The sequence below is a fragment of the Glaciecola sp. 2405UD65-10 genome (assembly GCF_048820975.1).
GTDB lineage: Bacteria > Pseudomonadota > Gammaproteobacteria > Enterobacterales > Alteromonadaceae > Glaciecola.
This window is the reverse complement of sequence record NZ_JBMEUF010000001.1, coordinates 1,039,245-1,065,654: the sequence shown is the minus strand read 5'-3', so window position 1 is coordinate 1,065,654 and position 26,410 is coordinate 1,039,245. Positions and strand designations below refer to the sequence as shown.

25 protein-coding genes are annotated in these 26,410 nt (G+C 40.2%); 18 read left to right on the top strand and 7 right to left on the bottom strand.

Going from position 1 to position 26,410, the window contains the following annotated elements:
• Position 1: 1 nt before the first annotated feature.
• Positions 2-892, top strand: a complete 891-nt coding sequence (locus ACOI22_RS04855) for an amino acid ABC transporter substrate-binding protein (RefSeq protein ID WP_420672317.1) — start codon at positions 2-4, stop codon at positions 890-892.
• A 50-nt stretch (positions 893-942) separates the two neighbouring features.
• Here ACOI22_RS04855 and asnB read toward each other — a convergent pair whose 3' ends face one another.
• On the bottom strand, positions 943-2,613 hold the full coding sequence (gene asnB / locus ACOI22_RS04850; RefSeq protein ID WP_420670771.1) for an asparagine synthase B: 1,671 nt from the start codon (positions 2,611-2,613) through the stop codon (positions 943-945).
• A gap of 299 nt (positions 2,614-2,912) precedes the next feature.
• Complete coding sequence (locus tag ACOI22_RS04845) at positions 2,913-4,598, bottom strand: M28 family metallopeptidase (protein WP_420670769.1); 1,686 nt, start codon at positions 4,596-4,598, stop codon at positions 2,913-2,915.
• Between the two features lie 53 nt (positions 4,599-4,651).
• Between ACOI22_RS04845 and ACOI22_RS04840 the strand changes: the two genes are divergently transcribed.
• A complete protein-coding gene (locus tag ACOI22_RS04840; RefSeq protein WP_420670767.1) occupies positions 4,652-5,521 on the top strand; it encodes a DUF3025 domain-containing protein in 870 nt (289 codons plus the stop codon).
• A gap of 143 nt (positions 5,522-5,664) precedes the next feature.
• On the opposite strand, the gene ACOI22_RS04835 is transcribed toward ACOI22_RS04840, so the two are convergent.
• Entirely contained in the window at positions 5,665-6,387 is a 723-nt protein-coding gene (locus ACOI22_RS04835; RefSeq protein WP_420670765.1) for a YIP1 family protein, read from the bottom strand.
• 238 nt (positions 6,388-6,625) lie between these two features.
• Here ACOI22_RS04835 and ACOI22_RS04830 point away from each other — a divergent pair, with 238 nt between their 5' ends.
• The 11 genes from ACOI22_RS04830 to ACOI22_RS04780 all read left to right on the top strand — a co-directional run bounded on the left by ACOI22_RS04830 (position 6,626) and on the right by ACOI22_RS04780 (position 17,248).
• Complete coding sequence (locus ACOI22_RS04830; RefSeq protein WP_420670763.1) at positions 6,626-7,408, top strand: ATP-binding cassette domain-containing protein; 783 nt, start codon at positions 6,626-6,628, stop codon at positions 7,406-7,408.
• Between the two features lies 1 nt (position 7,409).
• The gene (locus ACOI22_RS04825) at positions 7,410-8,627 is read left to right on the top strand and encodes an ABC transporter permease (protein ID WP_420670761.1); all 1,218 of its coding nucleotides are present in this window, start codon (positions 7,410-7,412) and stop codon (positions 8,625-8,627) included.
• A gap of 129 nt (positions 8,628-8,756) precedes the next feature.
• Positions 8,757-10,670 carry an ATP-dependent DNA helicase gene (locus ACOI22_RS04820; RefSeq protein WP_420670759.1) on the top strand — a complete coding sequence of 638 codons (1,914 nt, stop codon included), beginning with the start codon at positions 8,757-8,759 and terminating at the stop codon, positions 10,668-10,670.
• Between the two features lie 25 nt (positions 10,671-10,695).
• Positions 10,696-11,382 (top strand): tRNA (adenosine(37)-N6)-threonylcarbamoyltransferase complex dimerization subunit type 1 TsaB, encoded by a 687-nt coding sequence (tsaB, locus tag ACOI22_RS04815; protein ID WP_420670757.1) that lies wholly within the window; start codon positions 10,696-10,698, stop codon positions 11,380-11,382.
• A gap of 46 nt (positions 11,383-11,428) precedes the next feature.
• Positions 11,429-11,743 (top strand): hypothetical protein, encoded by a 315-nt coding sequence (locus ACOI22_RS04810; protein WP_420670755.1) that lies wholly within the window; start codon positions 11,429-11,431, stop codon positions 11,741-11,743.
• Between the two features lie 61 nt (positions 11,744-11,804).
• Entirely contained in the window at positions 11,805-12,485 is a 681-nt protein-coding gene (locus tag ACOI22_RS04805) for a Slp family lipoprotein (RefSeq protein WP_420670753.1), read from the top strand.
• 9 nt (positions 12,486-12,494) lie between these two features.
• A complete protein-coding gene (locus ACOI22_RS04800; protein WP_420670751.1) occupies positions 12,495-13,358 on the top strand; it encodes an alpha/beta fold hydrolase in 864 nt (287 codons plus the stop codon).
• Between the two features lie 177 nt (positions 13,359-13,535).
• Positions 13,536-15,185 (top strand): long-chain-fatty-acid--CoA ligase FadD, encoded by a 1,650-nt coding sequence (fadD, locus tag ACOI22_RS04795; RefSeq protein WP_420672316.1) that lies wholly within the window; start codon positions 13,536-13,538, stop codon positions 15,183-15,185.
• A 6-nt stretch (positions 15,186-15,191) separates the two neighbouring features.
• Entirely contained in the window at positions 15,192-16,391 is a 1,200-nt protein-coding gene (gene rnd / locus ACOI22_RS04790; protein ID WP_420670749.1) for a ribonuclease D, read from the top strand.
• A complete protein-coding gene (locus tag ACOI22_RS04785) occupies positions 16,369-16,662 on the top strand; it encodes a YcgL domain-containing protein (RefSeq protein ID WP_420670747.1) in 294 nt (97 codons plus the stop codon). Before rnd ends, ACOI22_RS04785 begins: the two co-directional genes overlap by 23 nt.
• Positions 16,663-16,720: 58 nt before the next feature.
• Positions 16,721-17,248: a YcgN family cysteine cluster protein gene (locus tag ACOI22_RS04780; protein ID WP_420670745.1), complete on the top strand. Its 528-nt coding sequence runs from the start codon at positions 16,721-16,723 to the stop codon at positions 17,246-17,248.
• Here ACOI22_RS04780 and dsbB read toward each other — a convergent pair whose 3' ends face one another.
• Both dsbB and nhaB read right to left on the bottom strand, forming a co-directional pair.
• Complete coding sequence (gene dsbB / locus ACOI22_RS04775) at positions 17,249-17,785, bottom strand: disulfide bond formation protein DsbB (protein WP_420670743.1); 537 nt, start codon at positions 17,783-17,785, stop codon at positions 17,249-17,251.
• A 38-nt stretch (positions 17,786-17,823) separates the two neighbouring features.
• Positions 17,824-19,407 (bottom strand): sodium/proton antiporter NhaB, encoded by a 1,584-nt coding sequence (gene nhaB / locus ACOI22_RS04770; RefSeq protein ID WP_420670741.1) that lies wholly within the window; start codon positions 19,405-19,407, stop codon positions 17,824-17,826.
• A 257-nt stretch (positions 19,408-19,664) separates the two neighbouring features.
• On the opposite strand from nhaB, the gene fadR reads away from it, so the two are divergent.
• Together fadR and ACOI22_RS04760 are read left to right on the top strand one after the other, a co-directional pair.
• Positions 19,665-20,375, top strand: coding sequence for a fatty acid metabolism transcriptional regulator FadR (gene fadR / locus ACOI22_RS04765; protein WP_420670739.1), 711 nt, complete (start codon positions 19,665-19,667; stop codon positions 20,373-20,375).
• A 62-nt stretch (positions 20,376-20,437) separates the two neighbouring features.
• On the top strand, positions 20,438-22,492 hold the full coding sequence (locus ACOI22_RS04760; protein ID WP_420670737.1) for an FAD-dependent oxidoreductase: 2,055 nt from the start codon (positions 20,438-20,440) through the stop codon (positions 22,490-22,492).
• 84 nt (positions 22,493-22,576) lie between these two features.
• Here ACOI22_RS04760 and ACOI22_RS04755 read toward each other — a convergent pair whose 3' ends face one another.
• Both ACOI22_RS04755 and ACOI22_RS04750 read right to left on the bottom strand, forming a co-directional pair.
• Positions 22,577-23,734: a retropepsin-like aspartic protease family protein gene (locus tag ACOI22_RS04755; protein WP_420670735.1), complete on the bottom strand. Its 1,158-nt coding sequence runs from the start codon at positions 23,732-23,734 to the stop codon at positions 22,577-22,579.
• The gene (locus ACOI22_RS04750) at positions 23,731-24,171 is read right to left on the bottom strand and encodes an acyl-CoA thioesterase (protein ID WP_420670733.1); all 441 of its coding nucleotides are present in this window, start codon (positions 24,169-24,171) and stop codon (positions 23,731-23,733) included. The genes ACOI22_RS04755 and ACOI22_RS04750 overlap by 4 nt, the downstream gene beginning before the upstream one ends.
• A gap of 148 nt (positions 24,172-24,319) precedes the next feature.
• Between ACOI22_RS04750 and ACOI22_RS04745 the strand changes: the two genes are divergently transcribed.
• The 3 genes from ACOI22_RS04745 to ACOI22_RS04735 are packed head-to-tail and all read left to right on the top strand — an operon-like array spanning position 24,320 to position 26,377.
• Entirely contained in the window at positions 24,320-24,946 is a 627-nt protein-coding gene (locus tag ACOI22_RS04745; protein ID WP_420670731.1) for an elongation factor P hydroxylase, read from the top strand.
• Positions 24,939-26,090, top strand: a complete 1,152-nt coding sequence (locus ACOI22_RS04740; RefSeq protein WP_420670729.1) for an ATP-NAD kinase family protein — start codon at positions 24,939-24,941, stop codon at positions 26,088-26,090. Before ACOI22_RS04745 ends, ACOI22_RS04740 begins: the two co-directional genes overlap by 8 nt.
• Positions 26,087-26,377, top strand: a complete 291-nt coding sequence (locus ACOI22_RS04735) for a YfcL family protein (protein ID WP_420670727.1) — start codon at positions 26,087-26,089, stop codon at positions 26,375-26,377. The genes ACOI22_RS04740 and ACOI22_RS04735 overlap by 4 nt, the downstream gene beginning before the upstream one ends.
• Positions 26,378-26,410 lie beyond the last annotated feature (33 nt).

Genomic DNA, 26,410 nt, shown 5'->3' with positions numbered 1-26,410 from the left:
AATGACATCTTTAAAATTACATTTCAGCACACTTTTATTTATTGTACTTGTAAGCCTAGCGCTCATTTTTCCCGCTAATAGTGCTGTTTGGAATATAGTGTATCCACGCTCTGAAATTGAAAATGATGTTCGCTATGAGTTTCCGATTGAGCTTCTTGAATTAGCTTTACAAAAAACTGGCGTTCGTTATGAACTAAGACCTTCTTTACAGCCTTTTAAGCAGGCAATTGCAGCCAAAAGGCTTGAAGAAAATCTAGAGTTGAACGTTATGTGGGTAATGACTGATACGCAACGCGAAGAGCAGCTTCGTCCCATTCGTATTCCAATTGCAAAAGGTTTATTGGGAGTAAGGGTATTGGTAACTCATCCTGATCGACCATTTTATAAGGCTAATATTACTAATCTTAGTAATTTGCTTCTTTTCTCTCCTGTTCAAGCGACAAGCTGGCCCGATACGAAAATACTGCAGGCAAACGGATTTAACGTAGTTATCGCTCAAGATTATTATGATTCAGCAGCAATACTGGAAAAAACGCAAGCCGATTTTTTTCCACGTTCTATAGTAGAAGTATATGGTGAATTAGAAAGAGAGAGTGAAAGAGGTTTTAAAATTAAGCCAGGGCTTGTATTAGCATACCCTACAGCACAATACTTTTTTACTAATAAAAGAAATATTACCCTATCAAAGCTAATAGAAACTGGATTAAATCGAGCGATAGAAGATGGTAGCTATGATGAATTGTTTCTAAAGCATTACGCGAAGGTACTAGAGACAATCGAAAATGACGATACAATTAAGTTTGATTTAACCAACCCTTTGCTGCCACCGTTAACGCCAATTTCAAACGATAAGCTGTGGTATTTCAAAACTACAAATTCTAAGCCAAAGTAACATGGCACAAAAAAAGGCGCTTAGCGCCTTTTTTACTTTACTAAGCTTGCTTAAGCTTTAAATTCACCAGAATGCACTGATTTCATTGAACGGCCAGAAGGGTCAGCCATTTCTTTAAAGCTAGCATCCCATTCTAAGGCTTCAACAGTACTACAAGCTATAGATTTACCGCCAGGAACACATTTAGCCGCAGTTTCCTGTGGAAAGAATTGTTCAAAAACAGTTCTGTAGAAGTAGCCTTCTTTAGAATCCGGTGTATTAATAGGAAAACGGAATTCCGCGGTAGCCAACTGTTGATCACTTACGTTTTCTTCAACGAAGTCTTTGATGGAGTCAATCCAAGAATAGCCTACACCGTCACCAAATTGTTCTTTTTGACGCCATAGTACCTCAGCTGGAAGATAAGTTTCATCATCAAATGCTTTACGCAAAATCCACTTTTCCATACGGCCATCAACACACATTTTATCTTGTGGGTTAAGACGCATAGCTACATCCATAAAGTTTTTGTCTAGGAATGGAACACGTGCTTCAACGCCCCATGCTGACGTTGCTTTATTTGCACGTGCACAATCAAACATATGCAAACGGTCTAGTTTACGCACTGTTTCTTCATGCAGCTCTTTAGCGTTTGGTGCCTTGTGGAAATACAAGTAACCACCAAAAATCTCATCAGAACCTTCACCAGAGAGTACCATTTTAATGCCCATTGCTTTAATTTTACGGGTCATCAAGTACATTGGCGTAGCTGCACGTATAGTAGTGGTATCGAAGGTTTCCAAATGGTAAATCACATCACGAATGGCATCTAAGCCTTCTTGAATCGTAAAGTGAATTTCATGGTGAACCGTACCAATCATATCAGCCACTTTCTTCGCGGCAATTAAATCAGGCGCGCCTTCTAATCCCACTGCGAAACTGTGCAATCGTGGCCACCAAGCATCACTCTTATCATCATCTTCAACGCGTTTAGCAACGTAGCGAGCTGCAATAGCTGATACCAAAGAAGAATCCAAACCGCCAGAAAGCAATACTGCGTAGGGTACGTCTGACATTAGGTGAGACTTAACCGCTTTTTCAAATGCGTGTTTAAGGTCTTCTAAGTTTGTTTCGTTGTTTTTAACATTCTCGTAGTCCATCCAGTCACGTTGGTAATACTTAACCAAAGTGCCATTTAACATATAATGGCCAGGAGGGAATTCTTGTACTGTTTTACAAATTGGTACTAGGGCTTTCATTTCTGATGCTACGTAAAAATTACCGTGTTCATCAAATCCAGTGTAAAGCGGAATAATGCCTATGTGGTCACGTGCTACTAAGTAATCACCAGTGCTTTTGTCATATAAAATGAAGGCAAACATACCCTCTAATTTGTCTACAAAGTCTGCACCGTATTTCTGAAATAAAGGAAGAATTATTTCGCAATCTGAGCGCGTAGCAAAATTGTAGTCATTCGCTTCAGCATTTTGCAATTCTTTGTGATTATAAATTTCGCCATTTACCGCTAATACTTGATTGCCATTATCGCTAATAAGCGGCTGAGCGCCAGTGTCTACGTCAACTATTGCTAATCGCTCATGGCAAAGTATTGCACGTTCGTCTTGCCATACACCTGACCAATCAGGGCCGCGATGGCGTAATGTTTTTGCTAATTCTAGCGCTTTGGGTCTGAGCTCTGTTGCATCAGATTTGATATCTAAGATACCGAAAATACCACACATAAAAAGGCTTGCCTCTGTTGTTCATTCAAAGAAGAGTTTCAGGTTTTCTGTCGAGAAAGGTTCTATTCAGGGACTAGGCTGTAGCCTTGTAGCTTGATTATTATTTTATTTTTATTGATGTTACTTTCTACACTTAAGAATGTGCCATGATAGAGAAAAATTGCAAGTGTTTATTTGGCTTTTACGCATTTATATTGGTGTAGTAAAAGGTATAGGCGGGTAGCTGTTGAAAAAACCTGCAATCATTGGATTGCAGGTTAAAAAACAAAGGGCTAAGTAGATTGCTATCAACAAAATACTTAAGGGCGCTGAAACTCACTTGTTTCATTCCATTTAGGCCATTCGCTAGAACTTGCAATTTGATAACCTACATCAAATAACAGCTGTGTATCTTCAGTTATTCCACTCACATCCCACGTATCTCTGAACTGGTCACATACTTGGTGGTAGCATCCTCGCTGTATAACGTTCATTCGCTTGCGATACTTCGCGGTTTCTTCATTAACAGGTTCAGAGCCGCCTTTTGCATATAAAGCGGGCACACCTAATTGAGCAAAACTAAAATGATCTGAACGGTAGTATGAACCGGCTTCTGGTCTAGATTCTTGACTTAAGGTCCGGCCTTGCTTGTCGGCAGCTTTTTGTAGGTATAGTTCTAATTCTGATTTACCCATTCCAACCACTGAAACATCTTTCGTTCTACCTAAAATGTTCATTGCATCCATGTTGATGTTTGCAACGGTTTTATCAAGCGCAATAATAGGGTTTGCAGCATAGTATTTAGAACCCAATAAACCTTGTTCTTCTGCGGTAACAATTAAAAGACTAATGGATCGGTTCAAGCCCTTGTTTAAATCTGAAAATGCGCGAGCCATAGCTAAAATTGCAGCAGTCCCGGTAGCGTTGTCATGCGCGCCATTGTATATTTGATCATCTTTTTTAGTCGTATCCATGCCTAGGTGGTCCCAATGGGCGGTATAAATAATATGTTCATCAGGCTTGGTTTCACCAGGTAAGGTGGCGAACACGTTATAACTCTTAGATTTCTCTATGGTGTTTTCAACGCTAATAGATGCATTTAAATTAAGAGATTTTGCGTAAGGGCCTGCTTGCGCTTTGCCTTTCTCTTCTTCAAAATCTAGGCCTGCTTCAGCGAATAATACATTTGCTGCTTCGTACGAAATCCAGCCTTCTACCGCGACTCTGCTTTGGCCTTTATCTGCTGATACTAAACCATACTGCGCACCGCTCCAGCTATTAGCCACAACCGACCATCCATAGGATGCAGGAGCCGTTTCATGCACAATAAATACGGCTTGCGCACCTTGGCGGCTAGCCTCTTCGTACTTGTAACTCCAACGGCCATAATAGGTCATAGTGCTACCTTCAAACTTGTCTGAATCTGGAGATGCAAAACCTGGGTCGTTTACTAACACAATTACGGTTTTTCCTTTTACGTCAGCCATGCTGTAGTCATCCCATTGATACTCGGGTGCATTAACACCGTATCCTAAGAAAACGATTTCAGATTCATTGACATCAATTTTATCAACTTCTCGCTTAGAGCTAGCCACCATGTCTTCTTTATACGTCAGGGTTTGCGAGCCTAGCGATAATGTCATTTCTGGATTTGCGGTAATCTGCATTAAATCTACTTGCTGTAAATAACTGCCGTTATTACCTGGTTGAAAACCGGTTTTAGATAGCTCGTTGCTTAAGTACGCCAAGGTCTTTTCTTCGCCTTTCGTTGCGGGCGCTCGGCCTTCAAACTCATCAGAGGCGATGACTTTTATATGCTGAGTAATTTCTTCGTTAGAGATACTTTGGTATACCTGCTCCATGTTGTCAGGCTCTGCCAAGCTTAACGTTTCGTCTTGTTTGGGTTCCGTGCATGCAGTAAGTAGCGCAGTGCTTAGGCCTATTGAAAGCAAAGTAGTCAGCTTTTTGGTGCTGCTACTAGGCTTGGGAATTAGTTTGTTATTCATTATAATGTCCTAATTGTAGTAATAGAAAATCTTTATAGATAATAATCCTAAATATGAGTATAAGTCATCCACTTCGTGATGAAAGTCATGGCGAACTAGCCAATACCTTATCATTACTAAAAACACTTTGTCGTGAAAAACCCTTTGATAAACTTAGTATTTATTTAGAAAGTTGCTTGGGAGGTAATTGGCATACGTATGAGTTGGGTGAAAAACTACTTAATACATTAGTGCAAAAAAGCCGCAATGAACACGCTAACAAGTGTCAATTTATTTCACAAAGCCAGTTTGAAAATAATGCCTTATACTACGAAGAAATTATTTATAAAAAAGGGAAAATTCCCACAAGAAATAACTGGCATGATTTCTTTAATGGCCTTATTTGGCTTCAATTGCCTAAAACCAAACGCTACTTTAGTGAAGTGCATAATCAGCAAATTGAACAATATGGTTTAAAAATGCGCAGCCCCGTTCGAGACCGTATTACGCATTTTGATGAGTGCGGCTTAATTATATTTACCAATGAAGCAAAACTCGCACATGAAATAAAAGCGCACAACTGGCAAGCTGTATTCATCAATAGAAAGCATCAATGGCACAACAACATTGTCCCTATTATTGTGGGCCATGCTCTTTGGGAAATGTTACTTAAGCCTTTTATTGGCTTAACGGCTAAAGTAAAGGTTATTTGTTTACCTGATTTCTCAAACCAAGATATTTGCAATTTGCAACATTCTCTATGGGCTGGTCAAGCAAGTTCATTGCTTGATGAACTTTGCTTGAACGGGCTAAAGCAAGATAAAGACGTTTACTTACCTAAACCTTGGATGCCGCTGCCTTTGTTAGGCATTCCCACGTGGTCTACTTTTACTCAAGATGAGGCATTTTACGCAAATCAAGACTACTTCATGCCGCGCCGCTAGCCTGTTATTAATAATTCAGTTTAATACTTGTTGATGATGCTAGTGTTTAATTACATCTTATTAGTAAGTAATACTATAAAGAGTTGACTGCTAATACACTCAAAATAGCCGTAGAAGGCATCAAACCTTCTTAGCATTAAATGTTAAGCACTAAATATTAATACAATTAAAAGCAGTAAATAAGGCGCTATAACGGTTGTTAGGGCTTTTGCAACGCTGAAGTTAGTCCACGAGCGAACGCAAATAAAGCCTAAATAGATTGACCAAAACACATCTAAACGAATAGCCGTAAACAAAGAATGCATAGGTGATGCTATTGTTGTATTGGCTATATAAGCAAGTGAAAAGGGCACCATGATGTTGTCATGAATTTGTGCATTTTCGCTTTGGAAACTGATTAATATTATTGCCACTAGTGCGTTTAATAAGCCAGGTAGGGCCATCCACCACATTGCCCCATACCAATCAGAAAACCCTTGAACACTTTTTTCATCATTTCGAGTTATGAAATTGTAATAAAGCGCAAGCACTGCAAATACAATGATAGGAGCTATTAGTGAATTCGTTAGCGCTTGACTCAACCGTATTAGTGACACGTTCGCGGCGTCCATATACATTTGGCGTTCGGCTGGGCTAACATCACCTAACAGCGCATCTGCGCTTAATTGGCTAAACCAGTCAAAATCAACCACGCTATAGTACAAATATGGCGGAAAAAATAATACAAATGCTAATAAGAAGAAAGGCACCCATGACCAGTTGTTTTTAACTGCAAGTGTGTTAAAAACCGTACGTGGATTAAAAAATGTTTCGGTAATTGCGCTTATCGGATTGCTTAAGCTTGGCTCATTGTTGTTATTTGGCACGTAGGACTCTCTTGTTATTTTAGTTCGTTTTTTAGCGTACATATGAACATGCAACGCGAAGTAGTATTACAATAAAAACGTTTGTAGGCAATTTTACATACTCTTTCAATGCAGTAATACGAAAAACACTGCTTTTAGTAACAATTAGAAACATATCTGTTGTTGGAAATGCGGTAATTCACTTGTTATTTCTTATTTTATTAGCATAAACTAAGAAAAACGATTAGGGATAATAAATATGATTAAGATTCAGCAACTTTCGAAAAAATTCAAAGTTGAAAATCCGAAAAAATTAAGTGAGCAAGACAAAAAAGACCCGCGTTTAACGGGGCGTTTTTTTCATTCGGTGAAAGACGTAAGCCTAAAATGTGATAAAGGACAAGTTCTAGGTTTACTTGGCCCCAATGGAGCCGGTAAAACCACAACTTTACGTATGTTATCAACCGCACTCACGCCTGACAGCGGAAGCATTTTAATTGACGATGTAGATGTGCTAAAAACACCCGTGCTAGCGCGTAAAAAAATTGGTTTTTTGTCAGGTTCAACGGGCTTGTACGGCCGCTTAACCGGGCGCGAAAATATTCAGTATTTTGGCCGCTTAAATGGCATGAGCGAAGCGGCTATTTCAGCTAAAATTGATGAAATAGCTGAGCAACTCGATATGCACTCATTTTTAGACCGCCGCAGTGAAAACTTCTCTACCGGCATGAAACAAAAAACGTCGATAGCGAGGGCGGTTGTGCATAGTCCTGAAGTGGTTATTTTAGATGAGCCCACCACTGGTCTAGATATTATGTCAGCTAAAACGGTAATTGATTTTATAAAAGATTTAAAAAGCAAAGGCACGCCAGTTATATTTTCTACGCATCACTTAGATGAGGTGAGTGAGTTATGTGATCATATTACGGTAATAGATTACGGCCTTACATCGTTTGACGGTGACCTTGCCGCATTTACTGCTTTATCACCAAATAACTTACACGAAGCTTTCATGAGAACCTTACACAGGAGTGATGTATAAAATGTGGCTAATTTATAAAAAGGAAATTATAGAGCTATTACGCGATCGAAAAACTTTGTTTTTTGTAGTGGCCTTGCCCATTGTTGTATTTCCACTGATATTTGGTGGTTTAATATATTTTATGGCTGAAGTAGAGTCAGATGCACAATCTAAAGTACTCACTTACGCTGTTTCTGGCCAAGAACATGCTCCCGATTTAATGCTCAAACTAAAAGAGATTGAAACCTTTGAACTTAAAACCCTTGAAGGCGACCTAGGTGACGAACAAGTAGCTAAAACCGCTATTAAAGACGGAAAAGTTGACTTTGTTCTACAAATTCCAAGTAACTATGGAAACGATGTACTTGCATCGGGGCAGATTACGCTTAATTTAGTACTAAATGACGCGAAGGTGAATAAGGCGCGTTCTCGCTTAGTAGAAGTAACCGATATTATTGAAGATGCTAATCAGCGAGCGGCATTTGATTCTTTAGGGGTTAATGAAACCATGCAAGAGGCCTTAATTAATCCAATATTGGTTGAAAAGGTCAACGTAGCTGACGAACGCGAACAAGCGGGTTCTGTATTAGGCGGAATGATCCCCTACATCATGTTTTTGCTTTGCTTACAGGGCGCTATGTTGCCTGCTGCAGATATTGGAGCCGGTGAAAAAGAGCGTGGCACTTTGGAAACCTTATTATTATCACCGGTTAACCGCCGTAGTATTGTTCTGGCTAAGTTTGCTACAATTGGCACTGCAGGTGTACTCACCGCTATGATAACGGTATTTAGTATTGCACTGTGGGGGCTTGTTGCCCTTCAATTTGTTCCAGAAGGTAAAGGACTTACTTTTTTAAGTGAATTTATGGCATCAATAGACTGGATAGACTTTGTACTTATCTTTTTGATGTTGGTGCCTGTGGTGGCTATTTTTGCTTCCATTTTACTGGCGATGTCTATTTACGCTCGTTCATTTAAAGAAGCACAGGGTTACATGAGCCCCTTAGTTATTTTCAGCTTTATTCCTGTTATTATTGCCTTAGTTCCTGGTATTGAGCTTAAAGGCATTTGGCCATGGATCCCCTTAACTAATGTTGCATTAGCGATTAAAGAGCTAGTAAAAGGGACTATGGACTATGTGCAGTTAGTGGCTATCTTCGGTTCAACAGTGCTACTTGCAGGCTTATTGCTGTCATTTTGCGTGTACTGGTTTAACCAAGAAAAAGTACTTTTCAGATAATAGTATGCAAAAGGGCTTAGTGAAGCCTAAGTAAATGTAAATTAATAGTAGTTTATATTTTAGTTATTCAGGCCGGTAGCAAACTCTGCTAACCGGTCTTTTTATTGAGAGTATCCAAGCGCAATTTTTATGAATGATGTAAAAACCTTTTTTTCAGATACAGGCCCACTAAGCACTGTTTTAAGCGGATATAAAGTTCGTGAGCAACAGCTTGACTTATCACTCGCTATTGAAAAAAGCATGCGCAACAACAGTGCGTTAATTGCTGAAGCGGGAACCGGAACCGGTAAAACCTTTGCTTACTTAGTACCTGCTTTACAAACTGAACAAAAAGTGATTATTTCAACGGGGACTAAAAATTTACAAGAACAATTATTTAAACGTGATTTACCTTTAGTACGTGACCTTATTGCAAAAGGAAAAGACGCCGCTTTATTAAAGGGGCGAAGCAATTATTTGTGTATTCATCGCGTTAAATTAAATGAGGTCTCCAATAGGGGGCTAGAAGCGGAAACGCTGCAAGAATTTAGAGTGGTGCTTAAATGGGCTAGCGGAACGAAAACCGGCGATATGAGTGAGCTGAAACAGCTAAAAGAGGATGCCAAAGTTCTGCCACTAGTAACCTCTACAATTGACAACTGCTTAGGCAAAGATTGCTCATATTTTGAAGAATGCCATTTAGTCAAAGCACGCAAAAAAGCATTAGCCGCAGATGTCTTAGTGGTAAACCATCACTTGTTTTTTGCTGATTTGGCATTAAAAGAACAAGGCTTTGGCGAATTAATACCTAGCGCGCAAAGTATTATATTTGATGAAGCGCATTTAATTCCTGATATAGCCAGTGAATATTTCGGCGACACCTTTTCAACACGCCAGTTAAGTGATCAACTCAAAGACCTAGGGAAATTACAAAAAGTATCATTAAAAGACGCCAGCCAACTATCTGAATTTGCTGATAAATGCATCTATAGTTTGTCTGATCTTCGAATGCAGTTTCCCGCGGATCCTGAACGGGGAAATTGGCAAGATGCTATTAAGCGCCCCAGTATTTTGGCACAAATGAATATACTCAGTGAACAACTGAATTTACTGCTAGCTGTGGGTGAGGCTAATGCTCAACGTGACACCGACGTTGACAGCTTACTTGAAAAAATTGGCCAGAATGCACAAGGCTTATCTCTATTTTTACAAGAAAAACATAAAGATGTAAGCTTGTGGTATGAAACTAGCAAGTATCATGTGGTGTTGCACTTAACGCCTCTGAGTATTGCCAAGCAATTTCAAAAAGTAATGGATGAGCGCGATGCTAGCTGGATATTTACATCAGCAACATTGGCAATAGATGAAAACTTTGAACATTTTCAGAAGCTTATGGGCTTGCATTCGGCAACAACACTGTGTTTGGATAGCCCGTTTGATTATCAAGCTCAAGCCATGTTGTGCGTACCTAGGTACTTGCCAGAGCCAAGTAGCAAGCAAATGAAACAAGCTCTGGCAGAAACAGCTATTACCTTGGTGGAAGCGGCTAAGGGCCGTTGTTTTATACTTTTTACGAGCCACAGAATGATGAAAGAAGTTGCAGAAATAGTGGCTGATGAAATTGATAATAAAATACTGGTGCAAGGGGAGCGAGCAAAGTCAGCTATTTTGCATGACTACCTTGAAGATGCGAGCAGTGTTTTGTTTGCCACAGGCGCATTTTGGGAAGGCGTTGATGTAAAAGGGGATGACTTGCTATGCGTTATGATTGACAAACTACCCTTTGCTTCACCCGATGACCCTTTATTTAAAGCCCGCTTAGATGACTGTAGGAAACAGGGTGGTATGCCATTTTTTGATATTCAAGTGCCACAAGCCGTTATTGCTTTAAAACAAGGGGCAGGACGGTTAATTCGAGATGTGGGTGACCGAGGCGTACTGGTTATTTGCGATAACAGGTTAGTGACTAAACCCTACGGCAGTACGTTTATAAATAGTTTGCCAAACATGAAGAAAACGAGAAGCTTGAGTAAAGTACAAGATTTTTTAAAGTCTATTCAGTAGATAACAGTGTACATAGGATATATGAATGAATTTATTGGCAATTGATACCGCCACTGAAGCCTGCAGCGTAGCATTATTGCATGGTACAGAAACAGATAGTTTGTTTGAGGTATGCCCTCAGCAACAAAGCCAACAAATTTTGCCCATGATTGACACATTATTGTCAAAGCACGGGCTAGCAATGAGCAATATTGATGCTATCGCATACGGACGCGGCCCTGGAAGTTTTACCGGAGTAAGAATAGCAACCAGTACCGTGCAAGGACTAGCGCTAGGTGCCAATGTGCCCGTGGTAGAAATATCTACGCTTGCCGCGATGGCGCAAGAAGCATTTGAAAAATATGGCAGCAACAAGATCTTAAGCCTGATTGATGCGCGCATGAAAGAAGTTTATTGCGGCTTCTTTACAATAGTAAATGGTTTAGCTACGCCGCAATTACCTGAATTAGTATGCCCACCTAACGAAGTACAAGACCACATTAAAGATGAGTCAGTTGATGCGGTAACAGGAACGGGTATGGATGCATATCTTGAGCATTTTTCGTATTTAAAAGAGCAACATGAAGTCAGGGTGTTATACCCGAATGCTTTGTACATGTTATCATTAGCAAAAGATGCAATAAAAAATGACCTTGGCGTGAAAGTCGAAGACATAAAGCCGGTCTATTTAAGGGATACCGTTACGTGGAAAAAGCTTCCGCATAAAATGTAGTTAAGCACGGTGTTGTATATTAGATTTATAAGGTGCAAATTAAAATATGACAAGCATATCGCCTCTGAATCAATCAATATTTACTGATCATAGTTCGGGTAATAAGCCTTTTTCTTCGCAAGATGCTGTGGCTAAAGAAAGAGTTGCCCCAGTTACTATTGAAGCTGAGTTTGTACAAACGGGCAGCGACGAAGTAAAACAACAAGTAGATGATTTATTTGCACAAGCAAATGAATTCGCACAATTTTCTGAATCAATGTCAATGCAGTCCAAAAATGGACTTGAAGCGTATACAGCATTAGATAAAGCGACTAAACAAGACTCTATAAGCCAACTGATGGGCGTTGATTTATACGCGTAAACGCTCGATTGAACCCTTTCAAAGGCATATGAGTCTTAGTCATACAAACGGAGCAATACACATGAAAGTATTTATCAGTATCATCTCTTCTTTATTATTGGTAACAAGTTGCGCAATAGTCCCTGAACCAATTGACGTTGCAGATAATGTTTCACTCACTGCATTTGAACAAGTGACGCCGAACAAAAGTAATGCGCAATTAATAGGCACGAATGCTAGATGGGGCGGCAAAATTGTAGCAGTTACCAATAAAAAAGACGTATCAGAAATCGAAATTGTTTATTTTCCAGAAAATCATTTTGGTAAGCCTAGAACTGGTGAAGAAAGTGCTGGACGCTTCAAAGCAATAGTTGAGGGCTTTATTGACCCAATGGTTTTTAAAACCGAACGTTTAATTACCGTTGTAGGTGAAATAGGTGAGCCAAACACTGCGCTAATAGGCGAGCAAGAATATGAGTATCCAACCTTAAACGCGGTGGGATATTACATGTGGAAAGAAACAAGTGAAGTAGATGTTGATGCCTTTGCTTTTGCCCCGTTTGGTTTTCACGCTAGATACCGTCGCAATTACTTTTCACCGTGGTATGACCCGTTCTATCATTCGCGAAATCGCGTTAGAGTAAGGGTGACACATAACAACGGGCATACACAGGGTGGACGCGTTGAAAAACCTGTAGAGCGCAAACTATCAAACTCGGGTACGGGAAATCGCAGTAGTAAAGAACCTGTTCAACGTAAATAACGGTCTTTAATGTTAATTAATAAGAATTTTGAACAAAGCCCTGTTAATTTAGCAGGGCTAGTTAATGATGCTTTTATTAATCGAAAGGATGAGCAAACAGTACTTATTTTTCTTCATGGGTATTTAGACAACGCAGCCAGTTTTTCGTATATGCTTCCTTTGTTAACTGATTACCCCTGCGTTGCTATTGATTTGGCCGGCCATGGCCATTCTGATCATCGAAGCGAAGATGCGCATTATCATTTAGTTGACTATGCCTATGACCTCCACCGCTTTATCAATACTCAAAAAATCAAAAATGTGATATTAGTTGGGCACTCTTTAGGCGCTATTGCGTGTAGTATTTACGCGGCTACTCAGCCTAAGGCTTTAATAGGATTTATTGCAATAGAATCAATAGGGCCTTTAAGTCAATCAGAGCTAACAACTGCTGAACAAATAAAACACAGTTTTGAAAGTAGGGATAGGGCTTACAAAGCAATAAAACAGCCTAAATCTATGGTAGAATTAGTAAAAGCACGTTGTGCAATTAGTGATTTAAGTTCAGCTATGGCAGAAACCATTTTACAGCGAAATGTAAAGCAAGATCCTAATGGCTCGCTACTGTGGCGAACCGATAAGCGCCTTCGCACTAAGTCACCAATGCGGATGACAGAAGCTCAAGCCAATAATGTAATTGCCAATATTGCTTGCCCACGGGCATTAGTCATAGGAAGTGACGGATTTGACAAAATAAAACGTATATTGAACGAGCGAAGTTCGCTTTTTGACCATGTTGACACTGTTGAATTTCAAGGGGGGCATCATGTGCACCTTGATGCACCTGAGCAAGTGGCTCAATTTATAGTCAAAAAAATAGATAGTTTTGAATGATAACGAACATTTGTTAATCAAACTTAAAGTTTGTTTTCATTTTATTCATTAGTACATTAGTATAACGCGCATTAGATGAATGGTACGACCATTCATAGTTGGACTAACATTTGGATTAATGATGATTACAGCCAGTTATTATATGGCATCGTTAATCAAGAAGAGGAATTGAAATACGTGGATAAAATTTGGCTTGATCAATACGACCAAAACGTAAAACATGAAATAGACCCGGACGTAGTTCCTTCTTTGCTAGAAATATTCGAACAGTCATGCAGTCAGTATGCTAATCAAGTCGCTTTCATAAATATGGGTCACCAAATTACGTTTGAAGACCTAGATGTTATGTCTTTGCAATTTGCTTCATATCTTCAGCATTCTGGCTTAACGAAAGGGGATGCCGTTGCGGTAATGATGCCAAATTTGCTGCAATATCCTATTGCTTTGTTTGGCATTCTGCGCGCAGGTATGACAGTAGTTAATGTAAACCCATTGTATACAGCTCGTGAACTAGAGCACCAGCTTTGCGATGCTAAAGTAAAAACTATTGTTATTGTAGAGAACTTCGCCGATACCTTGGAAAAAGTTCTAGCCAATACTGAGGTTAAAAATGTTGTTCTTACATCTTTAGGTGATATGTTACCTGCGCCTAAAAAGTGGATTGTTAACTTTGCTGTTAAATACGTGAAGAAAATGATTCCCGCGCACAATCTACAAAATACAACATCGTTTAAGCAAGCACTTAGTGCAGGGCAAAATAAGAACTATGAGCGCCCAGCCATAAAAGGTGATGATCTTGCATTCTTACAATATACTGGGGGCACAACCGGTGTGTCAAAAGGGGCCATGCTTACGCATCGAAATATGGTGGCCAACTTAGAACAAGTATCAGGTAACTTTGAAATACTCATTGAACAGGGCGATTTGGTTGTAACGGCACTTCCGCTTTACCATATATTTGCCTTAACCACTAACTGCCTGACCTTTGTGAAATACGGTTGTCCCAACTTACTTATTACGAATCCGCGTGATATGCCTGGTTTTGTAAATGAACTCAAAAAGTATCCGTTTGCGACCATTACCGGGGTTAACACTTTATTCAATGGTTTGTTAAATACGCCAGGATTTTCTGAGCTTGATTTCTCTAGCTTCAAATTTGGTCTTGGTGGCGGTATGGCGGTGCAAAAACCGGTAGCTGAAAAGTGGCAAAAAGTAACAGGTAAGATGCTGATAGAAGGATACGGTTTAACGGAGTGCTCACCTGTGGTGTCGGTTAACCCAATGCATTTAAGTGAATACAAAGGTTCTATAGGCCTTCCATTACCTTCAACCGAGATTAAGTTACTTGATGAAGAAGGGCAAAGTGTAGCGTTTGGTGAGGCCGGAGAGCTTTATGTGAAAGGTCCACAAGTCATGCTAGGCTATTTAGGGCGCGCTGAAGCAACCTCTGATATTCTCAAAGACGGTTGGTTAGCAACTGGTGATATTGCTACTATTGATGAGCAAGGTTACTTGTTTATTGTAGACCGTAAAAAAGATATGATTTTAGTCTCGGGTTTCAATGTATTTCCTAACGAGATTGAAGAAGTGGCGGCGATGCACGATGGCATACTAGAAGCTGCTGCTATTGGCGTTCCTCATGAAGTATCTGGTGAAGTGGTAAAACTATTTATAGTGAAAAGTGACCCAAGCATTACTGAGGCTGACGTAATAACGCACTGTAAATCATTACTAACCGGTTATAAAGTGCCTAAAATAGTGGAGTTTAGAGATGAACTTCCCAAATCAAACGTGGGAAAAATCTTGCGTAAAGAATTAAGAGATTAAGTTATTTTGCATCCATACGCGCACGTAGTTGATTATTCTTATATTGATTCACAAGATGAATTTGAAAGCTGGTGCGCTCAATATAAAGATAGTGATGGTAAAGCGCACATATTGGCTATTGATACAGAATTTGTTCGCACCCAAACCTTAACCCCGTTATTGGGCTTGATCCAGGTGTTTGACGGCAAGCAGCTAGTATTGATTGACCCAATTGCGGTTGCTGATTTAGCAATGTTTGCTGAGCTCCTTGTTGATCCAAATGTAATCAAGGTCGCACATTCGTGTTCCGAAGATTTAGAAGCGCTTTGGCATCATTTAGGCGTAATTCCCACGCCTGTTTTTGATACGCAGTTTGCTGCGGGGCTATTAGATTTAGGTGTGTCAGTAGGTTATGCCAATTTGGTTGAACAACTTTTTTCTATAAGTCTTGATAAAGGCGAGTCTAGAACTGATTGGATGCAGCGACCTTTAAGTCAAGCTCAGCTTACTTACGCCGCGGCTGACGTTACTCATTTAATGGCGCTTTTTGAACACTTGTTTGCTTTAACTGAACAAAGAGGCATTACCTCTTGGGTTTATCAAGAAATTGACCAATTAGGTTTAAAGAAATCAACCCCAGTGCCCGCTAATACTGCTTATTTGATGTTAAAAAATATATGGAAATTAAGTAGTAGAAGCCTTGCCGCATTTAAAGAATTGGCCCGGTGGCGACTTGAAGAAGCGCGAGCCAAAAATAAGTCAGTTAATTTTGTAATAAAAGAAGATGCTATGTACGAGCTGGCGGTTAAACTGCCTGACAACAATCATAAATTGTTTGAATGTAAACAGCTATATTCAAAACCCGCGCGCTTGTACGGTGAAACGATTATTAGTATTTGTACACAAGCAAAAAATTTGGACCCTGCCCAGTGCCCACCTCGCGTACAGCGATTAATTGAGTTCTCAGGTTACAAATCAGCTATGATTGCGGCTAAAAAAATGGTTGATGAGGTAGCGCAACAACACAACATTCCCGTTGCTACGCTTGCATCTAAGAAACAAATTAACCAGCTTCTAAAATGGTTTTGGTTTACCTTTGATGAACTTGAAGCCCAAGGGCTAAAGCCGGATTTGCTAAGTTCATGGCGATACGATTTATTAGACAGCCGTATTGCTGAATTATTACCTAAATTGGCGAACCATCATGAAATTGTGCGCAGTATATAAGTCATCTAAAAAAGCCGATACATATTTGTACGTTGAGAAAAGGGACGATTTCAGCGAAGTGCCTGAAGCCCTGATGAAAGTATTTGGCCCGCCACAATTTGTTACACTTGTGCCGGTCATTAAACATGACAAAATAGCCAATATTGACCGAAGTGAATTTATAGATAAAGTCACTAGCGAAGGTTACTATTTGCAGTTACCCCCGAAAGAAAAAAGCTTGTTAGCACAGCATCGCGAAGAGTTAGGATTAGGCAAGCCTAATAGAAGTTAAACGCTACAACAACAGCTTATGCCTGTACTAATTAAACTGCGGTGATACAAGGTAAGTTATGAAAAAGTCTCCTTATACAAAGCCTCTTATTGAATCTAAGTTTTGGCAAAATAAATCGCTAGCAGATATGTCAAAAGACGAATGGGAAGCCGTTTGTGATGGTTGTGGTAGATGTTGCCTACATAAGTTTATAGATGAAGGTGCTCAAGATGAGGAAGCTTCTGAAAGTGAACCTAGCAAAGCTGAAGAGATATTGTTTACAAATATCTCTTGTTATCTCTTAAACGACAAAACGTGTTCGTGTACTCAATATGAAAGACGTGCTGAGCTTGTCTTAGACTGCGTGTCATTATCAAAAGAAAACCTCAAAGACGTATATTTCATGCCTCCCTCTTGCAGTTATAGAAGACTACAAGAGGGCAAAGGTTTGGCTCATTGGCACCCTTTACTTAATCGAGGTAAAAAAAGCAAAATGCATCAGCTGGGGATCACGGTTCGAAACAGAGTTATCAACGAAAACGACGTAGATCTTAACGATTTCGAGGACTACATTGTTTCTTGGCCAATAGACCCCATTGAAGATTAACTAGGCGCTTTGTTTTGGCTTGAAGAATAACGAGATAAATACCCAAATAAGCACTACCAGATGCGCAATAAAAATCACTTGTAGCCAACTCGCCATACCCATACCTAAAAACTGCCAGCTGTTTTCATCACAATCTCCGGTAGCCGCAAATATAGAGGGTAACCACTCGTGTAATGGCATAAATGAGGGGAAGTTGGGGACTATGTCACACACCATAAAAAAAGGGTTTTCTGCAAAAATGATTTCAAGATGCGCTCTTGATGCCATTAATCCTTCAAAAGCGCTGTATCCCCATATAAGAAGTGCCAATAACCTTGTGGCAAAAGTGTTTACTATTAAAGGAATAAGCGCTGCAAGTAAAATACCCAATACGGCAGTACGTTGGTAAATACACTTAATACAAGGCTGTAAGTCTAATACATGTTGAAAGTAAAGGGCAGCGCAGGTTAAGCCTGTGCTGCTAAGAGCTAATAAAAACCATGACCATTTTGACTGGCCGAAGCTATGAGTCCTTTCTAAAAGCGCAGTTACTGCCATGCATATATTCCTTTAGTAATGTAAATTATAAGAGTTTCTTAATGTCCGTCACCACCGCCAACACTGGGTAAATCAGTGTGATGGTTGATCAAATGCATATCATACAATGATTGAGTCAAATCTATTAAGCCTAAATAAGTGGCGGCTAAGCCAACTATAGTTAAAACCACGGTGTAAGGAAGCGCCATATAGACCATACGACCATAAGAAAGTTTCAGTAAAGGTGCAATAGCCGAGGTTAACAAAAACAAAAATGCCGCCTGACCATTTGGCGTTGCTACGCTAGGCAGGTTAGTTCCTGTGTTTATCGCCACAGCGAGCAAATCAAATTGGTCACGGGTGATTTCGCCTTTTGCAAGGGCTGCCGCTACTTCATTAATGTATACGGTTCCCACAAATACATTATCGCTCACCATAGATAAAACACCATTGGCAATAAAGAAGAGAACAAGTTGCGCTTCTCCCTCAAAACTAAGTACATACTCAATCACCGGTAAAAACAGGCCTTGGTCAACAATTACTGCCACAACACCGAAGAACACACATAGCAAGGCGGTAAAAGGTAATGATTCTTCAAATGCTTTGCCTAAGGCATGTTCTTCTACGATTCCGCTCATGGCGGTGGCTAAAATAATAACTGACAAACCAATTAAGCCTACAGAAGCAAAATGTCCTGCCAAACCTACTATTAACCATATACCTATTAAGGCCTGCACACCTAAACGAGCTTTATCCCGAGTGGTTCGTTCTGAGTCCATGTGCTTGTCGTAATCTTTAAGAATGTGTCGCACTGAATTAGGCATTTGGGCGCCATAACTAAACGTTTTAGTTTTTTCTAACAAGAAAGCTGTTATTACACCAAATACAAAAACGGGAATAGTGATGGGTGACATACGAACGAAAAATTCACCAAAGCCCCACGAGGCTTTTTCAGCAATAATTAAGTTTTGTGGCTCGCCCACCATAGTCATTACACCGCCAAGGGCAGTACCAACCGCAGAATGCATCATTAGGTTGCGTAAAAATGCTCTAAATTTATCTAAGTCACCGTGCTGAGGGGTGTCTACATTTGAGTCACTGGTATGGTCATGATCATGATGAAACTCTTTGCCAGAGGCTATTTTATGATAAATAGAATAAAAGCCTAAGCCCACACTTATAATAACGGCGACCACCGTTAGCGCGTCTAGAAAGGCGGATAAGAAGGCCGAAGATGCAATGAAGGCCACCGACAACATTGTTTTATTTTCAACCTTTATGACCAGTTTAGTGAACAGGAACATAAGAAGGTCTTTCATAAAGTAAATACCGGCGACCATAAACACCAATAAGAGCACCACTTCAATATTGGTAGTAATTTCAAGCATCATATGTTGCGGCGTTGTCATGCCTATTAGGATAGCTTCTATTAGCAGTAAACCTCCGGGCTGCAAGGGATAGCATTTTAAAGCCATGGCTAAAGTAAATATAAACTCTATAACCAGCGCCCAACCAGCAATGTAAGGGTCAAGTGAGAACAAAATAGGGTTTAAGAATAAAAAGCCGATAATGGTTTTTTTATACCAATCGGGTGCTGGGCCTAAAAAATTGCGATAGACTGCTTCGAAGGTTGAGATAGCCATATTGCTAAGTCCTAATGTGTATTATTGGTGCAGAATGTAGCTAAGTTATCGGTAAATCTAAAGAAATATTTATTAACAGCGTCTATTTAGCGCGATATTAGCTATCATTTCTAGTATTTTTACTTTTTGTTAACTTAATCTGCTCATTTTCATTACATTAAGTGTTTGATTAATATAGTAAAACCAATAAAGCTTTTCTTGTGCTTTGCATCTGGTACAATCAGTTAAAATAATATTAACAAATTATAGTTTAGCCAATGATTTATAAGTCTCAAAGTCCAGCCGGTTTCGCAGAAGAATATATTGTAGAGTCTATTTGGAGCGGCCGATTTCCGCCCGGTACCATTCTCCCCGCAGAACGTGAACTATCTGAACTTATTGGCGTAACACGGACCACCTTACGTGAAGTTTTGCAAAGGCTTGCGCGTGATGGTTGGCTCACAATCCAGCATGGTAAACCAACGAAAGTCAACAATTATTGGGAAACTTGCGGTTTGAATATCCTCGAAACGCTGGCGCGTTTAGACCAAGAAGGCCAACCGCAATTAATTGATAACCTGCTTTCCGCTAGAACCAATCTTAGTGCCGTATTCATACGTGCCGCTTTTCGTCAAAACCCTGATAAATGCCGTGAAATTATTGAACGATATAGAACCATTGGTGAAGATGGTAATGCGTTTGCACAGAACGATTATCAAATGCACCATGATTTAGCCTTTGCTTCGAATAATCCTGTTTATGTATTAATGATGAATGGGTTCAAAGGTATTTATGCGCGCTTAGGCGGATACTTCTTTGGTCATGAAAGTGCGCGAACTACTGCCATTAATTATTACGAACAGTTGCTTTCGGTATTAGCTGAAAATGAGCCTGATCGTGTGGTTTCAGTAGTGCGTAAATACGGTATAGAAAGTGGCAAAATTTGGTTGAAAACGCGTCAAGATTTGCCCAACAATATTGTTGATTAATCACAGCACATAATTTTTGCTTCATTTGAGAATACTACATATTTTATTAAAGGGATGGCAACATGTCTGAAGTTTCAAAGACTACTACTAACGATACAAATTCTTCATATCCACATCTATTTAGACCACTTGATTTGGGTTTTACCCAATTAAAAAATAGAGTATTGATGGGCTCTATGCACACCGGACTAGAAGAAGCGCCAAACGGTCATAACAGAATGGCAGCATTTTTTGCAGAGCGTGCACGTGGTGGTGTAGGCCTAATTGTTACCGGTGGAATAGGACCTAATGATGAAGGTGCCACCCATGCTATTACTAAACGTTTAGATAGTGAAGAAGCGGTAGAGCATCATAAAGTTGTGACATCAGCAGTACATGCAGAAGGCGGTAAGATTTGTATGCAAATATTGCATACTGGCCGTTATGCATATAACAAGGCCTTAGTAGCACCATCACCTATTCAAGCGCCTATTAATCCGTTTGTACCAAAAGAGCTCGATGCGCAAGGTATTGAAAAGCAAATTGAAGATTTCGTTTACACCGCTAAGCAGGCGCAAAAAGCAGGCTATGACGGTGTTGAAATTATGGGTTCAGAAGGCTACTTTTTAAATCAATTTATAGCTGCGCGCACTAATCAACGTAAAGATGAGTGGGGCGGTGATTACCAAAATAGAATTAAACTGCCAATTGATGTTGTTCGCAGAGTGCGTGAAGCGGTAGGCGAAAACTTCATTATAATTTATCGTTTGTCGATGCTTGACTTAGTGGAAGGTGGGTCTACTTTTGATGAAGTCGTTGAGCTTGGTCTAGCAATTGAAAAAGCGGGAGCAACTATTATCAATACCGGTATTGGTTGGCACGAAGCGCGTATCCCTACCATTGCGACTAAAGTACCTCGCGCGGCCTTTACTTGGGTAACCGCTAAATTCAAGAAAGCCTTGAATATTCCACTTATCACGTCCAATAGAATTAATACCCCTGAAGTTGCAGAAGAAGTGTTAGCTCGCGGAGATGCCGACATGGTATCAATGGCGCGTCCGTTCTTAGCAGACGCCGAGTTTGTTAATAAAGCAAAAGAGAACAGAGCAAGCCACATTAACACTTGCATAGGATGCAACCAAGCCTGCTTGGACCACGCTTTCGATGGTAAAATGACAAGCTGTTTAGTTAATCCTAGAGCATGTCATGAAACCGAATTTGCGATTGAACCTGCTACTACTATTAAGCGCATTGCCGTTGTGGGTGCAGGGCCAGCGGGTTTAGCTGCGGCTACAACAGCCGCGCAACGTGGCCATAAAGTTACCTTATTCGATTCAGCCGATGAAATTGGTGGGCAGTTCAATATTGCTAAGCAAGTGCCTGGTAAGGAAGAGTTTTACGAAACCATTCGTTACTTTGGCGTTCAATTAGCCCTTAATGGCGTTGATTTACGTTTAAACACGCGCGTAACAACAGAAATGCTTAATAACGGTGACTTCGATGAAGTTATGCTGGCTACTGGCATTGTGCCACGCACCCCCGCAATTGAGGGTATTGAACATCCTAAAGTACTTAATTACATTGACGTACTTAAACATAAAAAGCCCGTTGGAAATAAAGTTGCTGTTATAGGTGCAGGTGGAATAGGTTTTGATACGAGTGAGTTTTTATCTCATGGCGAGGTATCAACATCAACTAACATTTCAGCGTTCATGAAAGAGTGGGGCGTTGACATGACACTTAGCGCGAGAGGTGGTGTAGAAGGGCTCAAGCCATTACCTGAACCATCACCACGTCAAATCTTTCTTTTACAACGTAAAACCAGCAAAGTTGGAGCGGGCTTAGGTAAAACAACCGGCTGGGCACATCGTATGGGCTTAATGATGAAAGGCGTTAAACTAGTTGCTGGCGTCAGTTATGAAAAAATTGACGATGCGGGTTTGCATATTGAAGTAAACGGCGAAAAGCAAATACTGGATGTAGACAACATAGTAATTTGCGCAGGCCAAGATCCACTTCGTGAGTTAGTAGAAGGCTTATCTGTTCCCCATCATTTAATTGGCGGCGCTGATGTAGCTGCTGAGTTAGATGCGAAACGGGCAATTGACCAAGGTACACGCCTTGCTGCAACACTTTGAGTTGCGCACTAATACTGTAAAAATTGCATGGCTATCATGCTAAATATATCCAAGCCAACTGCAGATATTCTTCAGTTGGCTTTTTTATTTCTTGAACAATTTAACGCTTTCATTTTGCGCATCAAATTCTATATTAAACTGACTTAAGGCATTCATGCCTAATAATCCATCAAGCTGATGTAGATTATCTGCCGGTAAAATAATCACATTGGTATTGCGAAGCTCAACATCGCCTAACAACATAGAGTTAATTTTGTAAATAGGTGCTTGAATAGAGCCGCCAGCAGTATTTAAAGTAAACTTTCCCATAAAAACATGTTCATTGGCAGGCAGTCTTGCGAATTTCGTATGGCTAATTGCGGTGGTTGAAGCACCAGTATCAAGCAGTAAATTCAGTCTAGTATTATTGACACTTACTGGTGTTATAAATTGCCCATCTGATTTTAAAATTTCCACATCTGCTGTTTCAGCATCAAAACTTTCATTACGGCTGCTAAGCTCAGCGTCAGCTAATGGCTGATTCTGTTCATCAATTTTGGCCCGTACCATCGTGCGAAGCCTTTGCGCACGAAGATCATCACGGCTCAGCGCTGCCAGCACATTCTCCATTAAAGAAAACTGCTCTTGCATACCATAGGCGCGGCCTAAACTTAAAATATATTGCCTGTTCAATGGGTCAACTTGCACTAAAGGTTCTAAAAACTCAGCTAACAAATCCCATGCTTTATCAGCGGTAAACTGCTGTATTACCGTACTTGTATTACTTGCAATGAAATGCTGCACATCTTCTAATTGGCTTTGTGATAACGGCAATGACAGCAATCCATAGTAATGCACAATGGCCTGGCTTAAGGGAAGTGTATGGATGTAAGTCTGAGCCTCAAGTAATAGAGCGTCAATATCATTTGGATAATGTCGCAAGTAAACTTTTAACTCATATTGTAGTTTTTCATATTGCTGTTCAGCGGCTAATTGCGTTAAACGGCTGAAGGCTATTTCTTGGCTTTGCTGATTGTCTTTGTGTAATGCTACCGTCTTTTGTTCTTTGGTTTTTTCAGTATTTGCAATACTCATAGCTGGTGTGTGGGGGAAAGAAGTGTTTTCGGTATTGTTTTTAACCGCCTCGTTTTGCACACGCTGATTACTGCCTAGGGCATTAAAAAAATAATGCTTTGCAAAATATACGTTTGCGGCTAATGACAACAATAAGCACAAGCTCAGTAAAATAATACGATTATTCATATATGTACCGCTTGTGCATATATTTCATAAAACGCCTGCGGCATCTTTTTGGGAGCGCCAGTTTGTAAACTAACACACACAAATTGTGTTGTAGCACTAAAGCAAGTTTTCGCACTCGCCACGTTAATGAATTGAAATTCTCTGCTTAAACGAAACTTTTTGTCGCAAAAAGTAATCCACGTAGCACAGGCTAGGGTGTCATTTAAATGGCTAGGCAAATGATAATTCAACTCATGCTTTGTAATAACCATTGCTCTATCTGCTTTCTGGTAGTCTTCAAATTGTAAGCCTAAGGCCTTTGAGTGTTCCCACGCTAACTTTTCAAGCCGCGATAGGTAGGCAACGTTATTTGTGTGCTGATAATGATCAATATTGCTACTACTAATTTGCCAGTTACGTATAAAAGGCTTTGGCCTTTGCCATTGAAAATCACTCAAAGTTTGGCTCCTATAATAAACAATAAGGGGAGGAATATAGTCGTAATGATCACAAGTAATTAATTTTTCTTAGCTAAGAACATGATGTTAGTTATGGTATCGGTTACAATAAATGTGATTTTTATTTTGGATAAATATACTACGTTTTATGAGCAAATGCGTATCTTCTCGTCAACTTGATGATTTCATCACTGAAGACTTATCTGTAGTCGTAGCTAAAATTGAGCACTTAGCAAGTGACTTAGAGCTTATATTCAATGCATGTTTCAAACAAGCTTACAATACAGTGCTTATAGGCGGAGCTAGTGAGCCACTATACCAACCGCAAAATAATGAGCATAAAACCCATTGTATTTTTTACAGCCATGACTACTTTGCGAGTGCTTTGCATGAAGTGGCGCATTGGTGTATTGCTGGGGAACAACGCCGATTACTTGAAGATTATGGATACTGGTATACAGAAGATGGCCGCAACGCTAATCAGCAAGCAGAATTTGAAAGGGTAGAAGTTAAACCCCAGGCCATTGAGTGGGCATTTTCAAAAGCATGCCACAAACCATTCAGAGTAAGTATTGATAATCTAACTGCTGGAGAAATTGATGACACTCCCTTTAAAAATGCGGTGGCGCAACAATTGGCGGAATATGAAGAAAGTGGATTTCCGCCCCGAGCAGCGGCCTTTTTACTTGCCTTAAGGCAGTTTTATCAAGTGAATAATTGTGCAAGCATTCGCGCAAACGCTACGCGCGCTAAGGATGAGTCTATCAATGAATGAATTAAGGCTTAGGCGTAAATTTAGCTTGGGTTTATTAGTCAACCCATTTGCGGGTATTGGCGGCGCGTTAGCGCTAAAAGGCAGTGATGGCGCCAATGTACGCAAACAGGCTCTTGATGCAGGTGCTGAGCAACTTGCGATGCAAAAAACACATATTGCGCTTAATGAATGTATAAATGAGGTCGGCGTTATTGATATATTTACCGGCAGCGGTGATATGGGCGAAACCACAGCACGAGCCTTGGGTTTTTCGGTAAAGGTATTGCATACGCCGCTAAATCAACAAACTGAAATAGAAGATACGCTTACGTTACTTAAGGCATTTTTAGCACACAAGGTTGATTTCATTTTATTTGCTGGCGGAGACGGCACGGCTCGCAATGTGTGCAGCGTGATAGGCACCCGTATGCCTGTACTTGGTATTCCAGCGGGGTGTAAAATTCATAGCTCAGTGTATGCAATAACGCCAAAGGCAGCGGGGAAAGTTCTTTCACAGGTAGTTAAGGGGGAACTATTGTCATTGCAAGATGCAGAAGTGCGAGATATAGACGAGTCGAAATTTAGGCAAGGTCAGGTGCTTGCTAAACACTATGGCGAAATGCAAGTCCCCCTTAGTTTAAGTTATATTCAAGCGGTAAAAATGGGCGGCAAAGAATCAGATGAGCTACTACTTGACGATATAGCCGACTATGTACTTGAGCTTATGCAAGACCATGAAGAACATTATTTTGTGATGGGCTCAGGTAGCACCGTAGCCGCTATTATGGAACGTGCGGGCCTTACTAATACCTTGTTAGGGGTAGATGTGATATTTAACGGCGAAGTGGTGGCTAATGACGTAAGTGCACAGCAATTATTGGCACTTACCCGTAATAAGCCCACAAAGCTAATCATTACCCTTATTGGTGGGCAGGGACATATTTTTGGACGAGGTAATCAACAATTGAGCGCAGAATTTTTGCGAAGTATTCCCCGTTCAAACATTATATTAGTGGCAACTAAAGCCAAACTTCAGGCCTTAGGTAATAAAGGATTAATAAGTGATTGCGGCGATGCCGATTTAGATACTGATTTATCAGGTCCAATTTCAGTTATAACGGGTTACAAAGACCAAGTTTTATATTTTGTACGAGGAGACGCGTGAGTTATTCAAACATAGAGCAATACTTAGTCAGTAAAGAGTCTTTTTTAGATGCGTTTATTGATACAGGCACTGAGCACGACTTATTTGTTTCAAGCTATATTCATGGGCATTTTTCGGTTCAAGCCGCCCAATTAGCCGTAGACGAAACACAAAGCACGGTATCACTTATCGAATCTTTTGAACAATCCCTACAAGCTTCCATTTTTGGCGCTATCGAGAATAATGAATTATCGCCTAGTGATGCACAAGACGTGCGCGTGATGTTAAAGGCGCTTTTTAAAAAGTAGTATTTTAATTTAACATTCGCAATAGTTGGAATC